Annotated in this window: 13 protein-coding genes and 1 tRNA gene; 6 read left to right on the top strand and 8 right to left on the bottom strand. The window is 68.1% G+C overall.

What is annotated here, in order from left to right; genetic code table 11:
* Positions 1-17: 17 nt before the first annotated feature.
* Complete coding sequence (locus D455_RS0127075) at positions 18-872, bottom strand: alpha/beta fold hydrolase (RefSeq protein ID WP_017573792.1); 855 nt, start codon at positions 870-872, stop codon at positions 18-20.
* Between the two features lie 588 nt (positions 873-1,460).
* On the opposite strand from D455_RS0127075, the gene D455_RS0127065 reads away from it, so the two are divergent.
* Positions 1,461-1,533: transfer RNA gene (locus D455_RS0127065), tRNA-Lys, on the top strand.
* A 268-nt stretch (positions 1,534-1,801) separates the two neighbouring features.
* Here the strand turns inward: D455_RS0127065 and D455_RS34340 are convergent.
* Together D455_RS34340 and D455_RS0127055 are read right to left on the bottom strand one after the other, a co-directional pair.
* Positions 1,802-1,975 carry a hypothetical protein gene (locus tag D455_RS34340; protein WP_160167864.1) on the bottom strand — a complete coding sequence of 58 codons (174 nt, stop codon included), beginning with the start codon at positions 1,973-1,975 and terminating at the stop codon, positions 1,802-1,804.
* Positions 1,976-2,067: 92 nt separating this feature from the next.
* Complete coding sequence (locus D455_RS0127055) at positions 2,068-2,550, bottom strand: ATP-binding protein (protein ID WP_083922487.1); 483 nt, start codon at positions 2,548-2,550, stop codon at positions 2,068-2,070.
* Between the two features lie 168 nt (positions 2,551-2,718).
* Between D455_RS0127055 and D455_RS0127050 the strand changes: the two genes are divergently transcribed.
* Together D455_RS0127050 and D455_RS0127045 are read left to right on the top strand one after the other, a co-directional pair.
* A complete protein-coding gene (locus D455_RS0127050; RefSeq protein WP_241480401.1) occupies positions 2,719-3,603 on the top strand; it encodes a helix-turn-helix domain-containing protein in 885 nt (294 codons plus the stop codon).
* Between the two features lie 14 nt (positions 3,604-3,617).
* Positions 3,618-3,797, top strand: a complete 180-nt coding sequence (locus tag D455_RS0127045) for a DUF397 domain-containing protein (protein WP_017573788.1) — start codon at positions 3,618-3,620, stop codon at positions 3,795-3,797.
* A gap of 37 nt (positions 3,798-3,834) precedes the next feature.
* On the opposite strand, the gene D455_RS0127040 is transcribed toward D455_RS0127045, so the two are convergent.
* The 4 genes from D455_RS0127040 to D455_RS34030 all read right to left on the bottom strand — a co-directional run bounded on the left by D455_RS0127040 (position 3,835) and on the right by D455_RS34030 (position 6,988).
* Complete coding sequence (locus D455_RS0127040; RefSeq protein WP_017573787.1) at positions 3,835-4,410, bottom strand: GNAT family N-acetyltransferase; 576 nt, start codon at positions 4,408-4,410, stop codon at positions 3,835-3,837.
* Positions 4,407-5,105, bottom strand: a complete 699-nt coding sequence (locus tag D455_RS33340; RefSeq protein ID WP_040685166.1) for a lasso peptide biosynthesis B2 protein — start codon at positions 5,103-5,105, stop codon at positions 4,407-4,409. Before D455_RS33340 ends, D455_RS0127040 begins: the two co-directional genes overlap by 4 nt.
* Entirely contained in the window at positions 5,102-6,796 is a 1,695-nt protein-coding gene (locus D455_RS0127030; protein WP_026123025.1) for an albusnodin/ikarugamycin family macrolactam cyclase, read from the bottom strand. Before D455_RS0127030 ends, D455_RS33340 begins: the two co-directional genes overlap by 4 nt.
* Before the next feature lie 63 nt (positions 6,797-6,859).
* Positions 6,860-6,988 (bottom strand): albusnodin family lasso peptide, encoded by a 129-nt coding sequence (locus D455_RS34030; protein WP_017573784.1) that lies wholly within the window; start codon positions 6,986-6,988, stop codon positions 6,860-6,862.
* 212 nt (positions 6,989-7,200) lie between these two features.
* Here D455_RS34030 and D455_RS0127020 point away from each other — a divergent pair, with 212 nt between their 5' ends.
* Complete coding sequence (locus tag D455_RS0127020) at positions 7,201-8,544, top strand: hypothetical protein (RefSeq protein WP_017573783.1); 1,344 nt, start codon at positions 7,201-7,203, stop codon at positions 8,542-8,544.
* Here D455_RS0127020 and D455_RS0127015 read toward each other — a convergent pair.
* Positions 8,531-9,061, bottom strand: a complete 531-nt coding sequence (locus tag D455_RS0127015; RefSeq protein WP_026123024.1) for an NUDIX hydrolase — start codon at positions 9,059-9,061, stop codon at positions 8,531-8,533. The two genes, D455_RS0127020 and D455_RS0127015, sit on opposite strands and share 14 nt — an antisense overlap.
* A gap of 157 nt (positions 9,062-9,218) precedes the next feature.
* Here D455_RS0127015 and D455_RS0127010 point away from each other — a divergent pair, with 157 nt between their 5' ends.
* A complete protein-coding gene (locus D455_RS0127010) occupies positions 9,219-9,560 on the top strand; it encodes a trypco2 family protein (protein WP_017573781.1) in 342 nt (113 codons plus the stop codon).
* A 57-nt stretch (positions 9,561-9,617) separates the two neighbouring features.
* The coding region (locus D455_RS0127005) for a S1 family peptidase (protein WP_017573780.1) at positions 9,618-11,769 on the top strand (2,152 nt) is incomplete at its 3' end.

The following is an 11,769-nucleotide window of genomic DNA, read 5'->3' as shown; positions in this document are numbered from 1 at the left end:
CGGCGACAGCAACCGGTTCACGGGCGGCCGCCTCCCGTGTGCCGGACCAGGGCCGCCACGAAGTCGTCCCACACCGGCTCGGGCAGGTCGTGACCGGCTCCCCGCAGGACCAGCAGTTCGGCCCCGGGGATCGCCGCACGCAGCGCCTCGCCGTGCGCCGGCGGCAGGAGCGGGTCCCGGTCGCCGTGGACCACGAGCGTGGGCGCCGCGATGTCGCCGAAGCCGCCGCGGGCAGGTCCGTCGAAGTCGATGGAGTAGTGGTTGACCAGCGTGGACGCGTAGTTCCTGGCGCGCGCCACGTCGCGTTCGACCAGCGTCCGGACCGCGGCCTCGTCGAAGTACGGCGAGTCGCCGGCGCAGGCCCGCGCGTCGGCGATCACGTACTCCACGACCGCGGCCGCGTCGGAGGAACGCGGCTGGGCGGGCATGGCCAGGTCGCTGGAGGGCGGTGGCAGGTCCTCGGCCCCGGTCGAGCTGGAGACGAACGTCAGCGACGCGACCCGGTGGGGATGGTCCACGCCGAGGATGAGGCCGCTCTGGCCGAACATCGACTGACAGACCACATGGGCGCGTTCGATGCCCAGGGCGTCCTGGATGCCGAGCACGTCCCGGGCCAGGTCGGTGCAGGAGTACGCCGGCCGGCCCGGCGGGTAGCAGGTCGAGCGGCCGGTGTCGCGGTGGTCGAAGCGGACCACGAACCGGCCGCGGGCGGCGATCCGCCCGCACAGTTCGGCGTCCCACCACAGCATCGAGGCAGAGGCCCCTGCGACCAGCACGATCGCCGGGGCCGTGTGGTCTCCGAAGGCCTCGACACACAGCTCGACGCCGTTGACCGTGAGGAGCCGTTCGCCGTGGGACAGATGAGCAGTCATGTCAGCCACGCTACGCCCGCACCTTCCTGGAGTGGGGGAGCATCGGACCAGGATCCGGCGCTAGCTGTACTGACCACGGAGGTTGGTAACGCCCGCCCCGTCTGACACAGGCAGAGAGGGCCTCCGGTATCGGTGTGGACTGCGACGTCCACACCAGCCGCCAGGAGGCCCTCGACGCCCCACACCACCCACGCCAACGCCCGACTGACCCCCGCAGGACGCCTACCGGACCGTGTTCCCCGACGTGGCCGAAGCCGCCGCCGAGGCCACCGCGGCCATGCTCAAACCCGCCGCACGCAAGGCGCAGCCACCGGCACACCACCAGCCCCTGCCCGGACAGCAGCATGGCTGACGGGCAGGATCCCGCTGCGGGTGAGGACCGTGTTCGCCGGGCCCCAACGGTTCGGAGTTGGTGTGCTCGGTGATGGCTCCACTGCCGCCACCTCGTCTCCACGGACCGGGGTGCGGGCGTGCCCGAGGGGTGAGTAGCTCCTGACCCTGCGAGGGTGTACCAGCCATCCAGAGCCCGTATGGCTGCGGTAGAGTTGGCTCCGGCGACGACTGGGGGCAGGCTCCGAGTCGTGTCGCGGGCCTCTAGCTCAATTGGCAGAGCAACGGACTTTTAATCCGTGGGTTCAGGGTTCGAGCCCCTGGGGGCCTACCCCCGAAACCCCAGGTCAGAGGCCACGTTCGAGGCACTCGACCCGGGGTTTTCGCATGTCAGGAGCCGTGCGGTTGCTCCAAGTGCGCTCTTCAGCCTCGGCCGTGCCTCCACCTCGCCGGAGCACACCGGAGCAACAGGGCATCCAAACCAACCCAGACCGGTCCCTATCGCCCCGACCGGCTCGAAGTCCGTTGGTTACGACCTGCATCCGATGGACGCACAATCCGCTGCCCCATCTCCGCAGGTGAAGGGCACGGGCCGCACCTCACTGGTCGCGCCAGATACTGACCAGCTCGGTCAGGGCGTCGAGTTCCGCAGGCCGCCACCTGGCCAGCGGGCGTGCCGTAACCGCGCTGGCTGCCTCCACCAGCAGCTCGTAGCGAATCAGGTAGGGCCGGGCTCCTCGATGCCGTCGACGTCGAGCACTACACTTCCTCACGATTTCCTCCTGCTCATCCGGGTGGTGATCAGGCCCCGGCGGGTGTGCCCGCACCAGCCGGGGCGCCTCGCTCTCAGTGCCACGAGGTGTGCTCAGACCATGAGCGCCGCGGACCGTGGTGCCCGCATGCGCGCGTGTTCCTCGACCAGCGCGCGGGTTCGGCGCGTGTCCAACGCACTCCCGTCCATCGCCACCGCGAACCACACCCGCTTGCCCACACCACAGCGGTAGACCCCACACACTTCGCGGGTGAACGCCCGGATGAGCCCGAGTCCGCGCCCGTGGTCGTCGATCACCCGGGTCAACTCCTCCGGCTCGGGAAACACCGGGAGCACCGGCCCGGTGTCGTACACCTCGACCACCCCGCAGCGTCCCGGCCGCGTCCAGACCTCCACGCCGACCTCGGGGCGTCCGTGGAGCAGGGCGTTGGTGAACGCCTCGCTCACCGCCAGCCGGGCCACTCCCAGACCGGCTTCATCCACCTCGGCCGCCGTCAGCGCCCCGTCCACCAGAAACCTGGCCAGCCCCACGTCTTCCGGCCCCGGACGCCTCCAGACACACATGACTTCGTTCACCGCGCATCACCTCGCTGTCGTCACCAATGCGGAGCGGGCCGCGCAACCGTTCACTTCCGACCCGCCGTATGTCCATCATGATTTGCAACGACGCAAATTACAAGCAGAGCAAGTCGCTATGTGTACAATGAGTGACTATGTGTATTTCATGCGGGTGAGAAGATGGCCATGCCCGCGCAGCGAAGACAGGAGGTGGAGATGCCCGAGGGCTCTCCGGTCCAGGGTTCTCCCGCCCGGCGGCACTACCTGGTCAGCCAGCTCAAGCGGCTACGCGCTCAGACCGGGCTGTCCCAGGAGGAGGCCGCCGAGGAGATGGGCTGGCACAAGTCCAAGGTCTCCCGGATCGAGAACGGCAAGTGGAAGCGGCTGAGCAGCCCGGAGATCGACGCGCTCTGCCGCTTCTACAAGGCTTCCGACGAACTGAGGGAAGAACTCGCCCACATCGCCAAGGCCGCCAGCCGCAACCGGGCCTCCGCTTGGTGGAACGCCTACGAGGACGTTCCCGGCGGGGCGTACTACCCGTTGGAGTACGAGGCGGACCAGATCTTCGAGTACACCCTCGGCCTCTTCAGTGGCCTGGCCCAGCACCCCGACTACATCCGGGCTCTGATGGGGCGCGGCGCGGTGCCGGACGAGGCCGAACGCGAACGCAGGCTGGAGGCCCGGTTGGAGCGGTCCCGCAGCATCCTGTACCGCGACCACCCGCCTCGGATGTGGTGGGTGGTCGACGAGCCCGTTCTCACCTGCCAGGTCGGCGGTCCCAGGGTGATGCGTACCCAGCTCGAACACCTGCTGGAGCTGAGCGACCATCCCAGTGTCGACCTCCAGGTCCTCCCCCAGTCGGAGGGCATGAGCCTGAACTACGGGTTCTGCCTGCTGTGGATCGGGGACGACCGCGTCGGACACGTGGACGTGCCACCCCAGGGGCTGCTGTTCGACGCCTCCGAGGACGTGCAGCACCATGAACTGAGGTCCCACCATCTGAGGGCGGCGGCGCTGTCCCCCGAGCGTTCCCGCGACCTGGTCCGGGACCGGATCGCCGAACTCGACTGAGGAGGGTCCCCCACATGAGCATCCAGACCACGCCGTGGCACAAGTCCAGCTACAGCAACGAGGCCGGGACCTGTGTGGAGGTCTCCGAAGGGCCCGTAACTGGGGTCCGGGACAACCAGAACCTCCACCTGGAGCCTCTGGGCTTCGCCCCGGGCGCATGGGCTCGCTTCCTGGGCAGTTTGCACACGGGCTGAGTTCCGGTGCCCGTCGTGCTCGGCGGGCATCGGAGGTTCACACCCGGAACTGGTCCTTGACCAGCGAGGGGCCTTCGAACTCCTCGGGGATGGCGTCCATCAGCACCTCGTTGACGGTCTCCCCCAGCCACTGGTTGGAGTTGCGCCGCATCCCCTGCCGTTTGAATCCGGCCTTCTCGTAGGCGCGGATGGCTCCGACGTTGGGTTCGATGACAGTCAGGTAGACGCACCGCAGGTTGGTCACGTGAAAGGCGTAATCCAGCACCAGCCGGGTCGCCTCGCTGCCCACGCCCCTGCCCCGGGACTCACCCAGGGCCACCACGTACTCGCCGTTGCGCCGCATCTGATCGATGTACACCTGGGCCAGACCGACCGGACACGGGTCTTCCCCGGTCAGGTCGTAGACGGTGAACCGCAACTCCCGGTCAGAGGCGCGACCGTAGCCCTCCACCAGGATCTCCCGTGTGGACTCCAACGGCTGCGGGGTCTGTCGGTTGTAGCCGACGATGGTGGGGATCGACTGCTCCCACCGCCAGTACTGTTCCACCAGGTCGGAGCGCAATGGGCCGATCCCGGCCTTGTCGCCGCGCAACCAGATCAGGGGTTCACTCACGTGGTCTCCTCCACGGTCGGGATGGTCAGCAGTGCCGTGCACCGCCGTGTGCTGTCAGGTTCGGCCACCGGATGCCCCTCCGCTTCGATCCAGGCATGCAGACGGATGGGGTCGGTGATCACGCCATGGCACCAGCGCACGCCGCGTCCGAGAACGGCCAGGGCCAGTGTCGCGGCCACCGATTCTTCCAAGCAGGCGACTCGTACGGGCGAGAACAGCCCCAAAGCACGCACTGCGTGAACGGCTTCCGATGCTTCGACAACGGTGGCCGGGCGACGACCAAACCGGGAAGTGAACCGAACGAGCCGGACCATACGGTGCATACGGGAACGGCGGCGTCCACTCCTGGCGACAGCGATGACCGCAAGGAGCGTTCCGAAAGCGACGACCATCCGGGCGAACGGAACCCGGGGGAACGCGTCGAATCCCATCGGAAGCTCCTGTACGCCCCAGCTCGCCTCCCAACGCCGCCCCGAGATGGGCGGTGATCCGATGCGCGGTTTCGCGGACACTTCCACCATCCCGCTCCTACGCAGCAGCTGAGCCAGCGCGGTGTCCTGGCCCGCCAGATCCCACCACTTTCCGGCCCGTGGGGAGAGAATCTGGACAGCCCCGGTCCCGTAGTGCACCAGTACCGTCGCCGACCCCAGGTCACAGGCGCGTACCCGTGGGGAAAGCGCGAGAAAGCCCGTCATACCGCTTCCACCCGCTCCTCTGTCTCCCACGCGATCACGGGAGAAGCCCGTACTGACCGCAACCAGGCTTCCGTGGCCACCGTGGACTCGATCTGGGCCAGTTCGTCACCGATACCCATGGCGGCACGCCGCATCGCCCCGCACAGCGCGGTAACGTCCACCAGGCCCGCATCGGCGAGGCGCCCGTCCACGAAGGCGAGCAGTTCCGGCAGCCCTCTTCTCACCCCTTGGTGATGATCGCTGGACGCGTCGCCCTTGGTGGTGCGTCGAGCGAGCCTGGTGGGAAACAGATCCCGCATCGCCTCGGCCATGATCGGTTTGTAGCGCGCTGGTCCAGGCAGGCTGTCGACCGGTACCGACAGGTAGGCGTCGATGACCTGGGAGTCGAAGTAGGGGTTGTGCAGCGCCACACCGAAGGCCTCGGCGATCTGGACGTCAGCACGAGCCGTGCGTCCGGCCTGCGCCATGGTCCGCATCAACATTCGTTGGGTCCGGCTCTTCGGGGAGAGACCGCCGGATTCATGCCCCGCTGGAGTCCTCGCGTGCACCCAGGAAGGCACCGGATCGGGACCGGTCCTGGAGTTCGCGACACGCAAGGCCTGCAGGATCGAGATCCGGCGGACGTGCGCCCATCGGGCGGCCTCACCGAGCGCACACGTGATCCTGCCCCGGCGCAGCAACTCGACCAGATGGTACGGGGGCGTCAGAAGGAGGGCGTCGCCTCCGTCACCGGTCATGTGCAGGTCCGAGCCCACGTGCTCGGCGAGCCACACCAACTGTCCGGAGAAGTAGGCGTAGGAGACCGTCGAAGGCGCCGGTTCGTCCGTGGCGGGGACGAACCCGAGACCACCGTAGGGCGAGTGTTCCTCGGTCAGGGGCATCCACCGGTGGCGGAGTCCGGGATGGTCGGCGGCCTCACGGGCATAGTCCAGGTCTCCACCCTGGTGTACTCCTGCGGGGTGGACGGTGACACCCGTGATCTGTCGCTTTCTCGGAGCCAGCCGCTCGGCGGCCAGGAGACCGAGGGCCGTGGAGTCGAAACCGCCGGAGAAGTCCGTGCTCGGCCGAGCCGAGCGGTCCACACGAACGGCCACCGCTCCTTCGAGTGCGAACCGCAGACGGCGTGCGTGTCCGTCGGGGTATGGCGTCGGTTCCCACACCGGGCTCATGGTGGGCTCGCCCTCACCGGAGATCCGGAAACGGTGCCCAGCGGGCATCCTCTCCACCCCGCGGAAGAACGAGCCCTGCTCACTTTCGGCGCTGTCCGGACTGATCAGCCTGGCGGCCACCATCGCGGTGTTCACCTGGTGAGGGCCGTCCAGACAGGCCAGGAGGAGGGAGCTGGAAGCCCACACCGTTCCCTGCCGGGTGGGGCGGGTGTAGACGGGAACGGCCGAAGCGAGGTCGGTCCAGACGGTGGTCGTGGAGGACTCGATCTGGATCACGACGTAGCTGCCGGGCCACCTCCAGGCCGCGTCGTCCGGGACGGCGTGTTCCGTGGCGCGGTGGAGTTGCTCGACCGTGGCGCCGCACGGACCGAACACCACGATGTGCCGATCACCGTGGGAGACGAGCATTCGTTCGTGTTCTGGCCAGTCGGCGCTCGCCCACACCTGGGGAAGCCTCGGTGATACCGGTAGCGCGCCGACCGGCCGGTGGAAGGGTGGGCCGGTAGAACCGCCGAACCACATGGGAGTTTCCTCCTGCTTCATGAACGGGGCGCCCGAACCTGTGTCCGGGCGCCCCGTCAGTGGTCAGTTGTAGGGGTTGCGCTTGTTCTCGTTCTGGGCACGCCCCTGGCCCAGAGTCAGTTCGGCGGCGTCCCCGAGCTCGACCAACAGCTCCTCGTGAGTCTCCTGATCCTCAGCCTTCGCGTTGTCCATCCGCCCTCTTCCCTCTCACAACCGATTCCGCCACCGAGGCGCTTGTCGGTCCCACCCTCCACTTCCTGACGGCTCCGGTGAAGGCGTGACCTCGGGAGATGGACGTGTGCTCCCCGCAAAGGAGTGCGAGGGGGGAGTGCGTTTTTCCGGATCCCCACTCCCGCACCGGCAGCCGTGGCACACTGCCTTCGACCCGAACTTGTGGAGAAGCTGTGGCGCGTACCCCCAAGCAGCCGAACGTCCAGCTCGTGGAACTCCTGGACGAGGCTGGAATGCCCGCCAAGGGACTCGCCCGCAGGGTGGTGTCACGGGGCAGGGAGCAGGGACTGTCGCTCTCCTACGACCACAACAGCGTCCGACGCTGGATGTCGGGCGAACGTCCGCAGCAGCCGGTCCCCGGAATCATCGCGGCCGTCATCTCCGAAGCGCTGGGACGCCTCGTACTTCCGGAGGACTGCGGGCTTCCCGACGACGAGGCACGGACCCTGGAGTTTCCGCTGTCCTGGACGACAGGGATCACCACTGTCGGCCAGCTCTACCGAGCCGACGGCGAACGCCGTCGCGATGTCCTCGGCGGGTACTCGACGGCGGCCTACCCGAGCGCGACCGTACGGTGGCTCACCCAGCCTCCCGTGCCCGGCCCCGCACATCGCGGCCGGATCCGTGTCGGACAGCCTGAGATCTCGGCCATCCGGCAGATGACGCGTGCCTTCCGGGACCTGGACAACCGCGTTGGCGGGGGCCGTATCCGCAGCACCGTCGTGCAGTACCTCGACGCCAACGTCGCCCCGCTGCTGCGGGGCAGCTACACGGAGGCAGTCGGCCGGGAACTGTTCTCGGCAGCCGCCGAACTCACCAAGGCCGTGGGGTGGATGGCCTACGACTGCGAGGAACACGGGCTCGCCCAGCGGTATCTGATCCAGGCCCTACGCATGGCGCAAACGTCCGGGGACGACGGGTTGTGCGCCGAGATCCTCGCGGCGATGGGCCACCAGGCCACCTACATCGGGCGGTCGGCCGAAGCCGTGGACCTGGCGAGGGCGGCGCAGTCCGCCGCCCACCGGGCCGGGCACCCCGCGCTCGCGGCGGAGTGCCACCTCATCGAAGCCCATGGGCACGCCGGGCTCTCAGATCCACGGGCCACATCCCGCTCCCTGCGGGCGGGGGTCAAGGCCTTCGAGGCGGACGACCCCAGCCCGCCGGAGTGGCTGGCCTACTTCGACAACGCCTACCTCTCGGCCAAGGTCGCACACTGCTTCCTCGCTCTGGGCAACGACGCCCAGACAGCCGTGTACGCCGAGCAGTCCCTGAAGATGAACACCGACTACGTACGCGGCAGGACGTTCAACCTGCTGATGCTCGCCACCGCCCATGCCGCCAGTGAGCCGGAGGAGGCAGTACGGGTTGGTGGAGTGGCCTTGGACCTGGTGGAAGGGTTGCAGTCACAGCGTGTGCTGTCCTACCTGCGCCGTCTGCGGCACCGGCTCCGGCCTCATGAGAAGCTGCCCAAGGTGGAGGAGTTCACGGCGCGGGTCAGGGAGGTCATACCAGGGTGAGCGCCCGGTACAGCGCGACCACGGTGGAGGCACCAACGATCTCTCCCCGGGCGATCATCTCCACCGCCTCCTCCAACGGCCACCAGCGGATCTCCTGGGCCTCGTTGACGTCCGGAGGGGTGTCGGTGAGGTCAGCGCCTCGGGCCAGGTAGAGGATCTGGGGCTGGTCCACCGATCCGATGGCGGGTTGGAAGGTCACCATGTGCTCCATCGAGCGGGGCCGCCATCCGGTTTCCTCCTCGACCTCGCGTGCCGCCGCGGCCTCGATGTCCTCGGCACCGTCGACGTAACCGCCGGGCAGTTCCCACACCCATCGGTCGATGATGAATCGGTGTCGCCGCATCAGCAGGGCTTCGCGCTGGTCGTTGACCACGAGCGTCATCGCGGCGGGGGGCATGGTCACGACGTACTGGGTGAAGGACACCCCGTCCGGGAGGGTCACGTCGACGGTGGAGAGACGGATGTGCCGGTTCTGGTCCACGAGCTTCTCGCCGTGGATCGTCCATTGAGTGCTCACACCGGCACCCTAGGACAGCGCTGTGCCGGTGCGGTCGTCGCTATGCACGACTGCCTGGCCTCGATCGGCCACGGACAATCCCTCGGATCCCCTACTCCCCCGCCTTACGACTCTTAGGATTGCAGTACCTCCGACCCCTACCCCTCAAGGAGACGGCGTGGACCTGCGCCTCACTGACGCTGTGCAGACCCTGCGCGACGAGCTGACCGAGGCCGTCAAGGAAGCCGAGACAGAGAACCCCGACATCACCTTCGACGTCGGACCCGTGCAGATGGAGTTCGAGGTTCAGTTCCGCTTCGACGGCAAGGCCAAGAGCAAGGTCGCCGCCTGGATCGTTTCCGGAGAGGCCGAGGCCGGTATGAGCCGGATCCGCACCCACAGGGTCTCCTTCACCCTCACACCACGCAACAGCAACCACCCCCAGGAAAAGGTGTCCGTCAGTAGTGGCCAGCAGCACGACGCGGGGCCCGGTGACCGGTCCGGACGCATCAATCCCTGACCCTCTTGGGCCGGAAGGTTCGCCCGTTCTGATCGCTGACTCGCGAAAGCCCTCCCGATGAACGCAGCGCAGCGCATCGTCCGCCTGGCCGGCACTGGCGCTGGGTCGGGGTATGTCATCGCGCCCCGGCTGGTGCTGACCTCGGCCCACGTCGTCCCTGAGGTTGGCGGTGCGGTCACGTTCTTCACCGCCACTGACGACACCGTCTACACCGGCCGGGTGGCCTGGCGTGGCGTCCCGCACGGGCGCGATGACGCCGCCCTGGTGGAGGTCACCGACCCCGCCTGGCTCGCTCCGTCGGTACGGGTGCGGTGGGGGCGCCTGGTCACCCACGCCCCGGGCACCCCCTGCCACACCTGGGGGTATCCGGATCTGGCCCAACAGCCGGGGCACGCGGTGGAGACCTCCCAGCCCGCAGGGGTGATCAATCCCGGCAACCACTTCGTGGGCAACCACCACGTCATGGACATCACCGCCCACCCGCCTCAGTGGAAGGGACAAGGGTCGCCGTGGGGCGGCCTGTCGGGAGCGGCGCTGGTCTGCGCTGACCTGGTGGTGGGGGTGGTGGCCGCCGATCCCGCCCACTCCGACCACGCCCGGCTGGAGGCCGTGCCCGCCTATGTGCTCCACCACGATCCCGCCTTTCGGACGGTTCTGGAAGAGCACGGGGCATCACAGGTGTTGGAGCCGGTCGAGCTCACCGACCTGGCCCACCGGCCACCTAACCACCGGCGGCCTCTGTCCCCGGCCTCCCTACTGGAGGCCCACCGTCGGGTGGTGTCCTTCCACGGCCGCGAGAAGCTGATGAACACCCTGACCGCCTGGTGCGAGCACCCGGACGAGGTGTCGGCGGTGGTGGTGCACGGCCCTGGTGGACAGGGCAAGACCCGTCTGGCCCACGAGCTCACCCACCACCTGGACCACGTCACCCAAGGGCAGCGGTGGGCCACGCTCTGGCTCACCGACGCCGCCGACCCCTCCCGCCTGGAGGCGCTGGCACGGGTGGAGGTGCCGTTGTTGGTAGTGGTGGACTACGTCGAAGCCCGCACCGGACAACTCACTCACCTGCTGAAAGTGTGCGACCGCGAACACGGCAGCGCCCCGATCCGGTTGCTGTTGCTCTCCCGCACGGTCGGAGAGTGGTGGGAGCAGGCCAACACCGACACCGGCCATCTGCTCGCAGACATCACCGAGCACACCATCGCCCTGCCCTCGCTGGCCCCGGCCCGGGTGGAGCGCGAACACGAGTACCACGCGGCCCTGCACCAACTCTCCAACGCACTACCCGATGCCGATACCCTCGTGTCGGCGGACTGGGCGACGGTGGCCTCGAATCTGGCTACACCGGAGTTGTCCTCCGCGGAGTGGGACACGGTACTGAGCGTGCACATGCGGGCGTTGGCCGACCTGCTGGACGCCACCCAACCACCACCCGAGGCTGCCCGTCCGGGGCGCAGCGGACCGGTGGAGGCTCGGGTGTTGGTTCATGAACGGGCGTACTGGAAACGGTCCGCGACCGGATACGGAGTCCAGGTGAGCGGGGCGACCGCGGATTGGCAGAACACCGTGTTGGAGCAGGTGCTCGCGGTGGCCTTCACCCGCTCACCCGCCACCACAGAGGAGGCCGAAACCCTCCTGAGCGCGGTACCGGTCCTGGCCGACCAGACCACCGCGCTCAGACAGCAGGTGCGCCGGTGGATCTGTGAGCTGTACCCGAACCAGGACGCCGGGTTGTGGGGGACTGTGCAACCGGACCGGTTGTTGGAGTACTTCCTCGCCGACCAACTGACCAAGAACCCCGGCCTGTTCGACCCCCACATGGAGGGCCTCAGTGAAGAGGACGCGCATCGGTGGGTGAGTCTGTACACTCGCGCCGCAGCCCACCCGGCCTTCATCCCGAACCTGGGCGAGCAGATCACACGATTGTGTGTAGACCATGCACCGGTTCTGGGGGCCGCTGTCGTGGACGTGGCTACCCAAGCCGAACAGCCAGGGCCGTTGATCGAGGCGTTGGATCGCATCGTTCAGGACTCGCACACACCGGTAGACACCCTCGACCGGCTGCGTGACGCGCTACCGGACTTCAGTCATCGCCTGGCGGAGTTCGCTGCCGACCTCACACACCGCAACGTCGCTGCCTACCGGGCGTTGGTGGAACAGGATCTTGACGCCTTCCTGCCCGACCTGGCCTTGTCCCTGAACAACCAGT

The sequence above is a fragment of the Nocardiopsis halotolerans DSM 44410 genome (assembly GCF_000341065.1).
Taxonomy (GTDB): Bacteria; Actinomycetota; Actinomycetes; order Streptosporangiales; family Streptosporangiaceae; genus Nocardiopsis; species Nocardiopsis halotolerans.
The sequence above is the reverse complement of the archived record's forward strand: the minus strand, read 5'-3'. Positions and strand labels throughout refer to the sequence as shown.

Bases quoted from the DNA above. Each gene is read 5' to 3' on its own strand.
- D455_RS33340 (WP_040685166.1), bottom strand. From the start codon at position 5,105: ATGACGGGCTTTCTCGCGCTTTCCCCACGGGTACGCGCCTGTGACCTG.
- D455_RS34030 (WP_017573784.1), bottom strand. From the start codon at position 6,988: ATGGACAACGCGAAGGCTGAGGATCAGGAGACTCACGAGGAGCTGTTG.
- D455_RS0127050 (WP_241480401.1), top strand. From the start codon at position 2,719: ATGCCCGCGCAGCGAAGACAGGAGGTGGAGATGCCCGAGGGCTCTCCG.
- D455_RS0127030 (WP_026123025.1), bottom strand. From the start codon at position 6,796: ATGTGGTTCGGCGGTTCTACCGGCCCACCCTTCCACCGGCCGGTCGGC.
- D455_RS0127045 (WP_017573788.1), top strand. From the start codon at position 3,618: ATGAGCATCCAGACCACGCCGTGGCACAAGTCCAGCTACAGCAACGAG.
- D455_RS0127075 (WP_017573792.1), bottom strand. From the start codon at position 872: ATGACTGCTCATCTGTCCCACGGCGAACGGCTCCTCACGGTCAACGGC.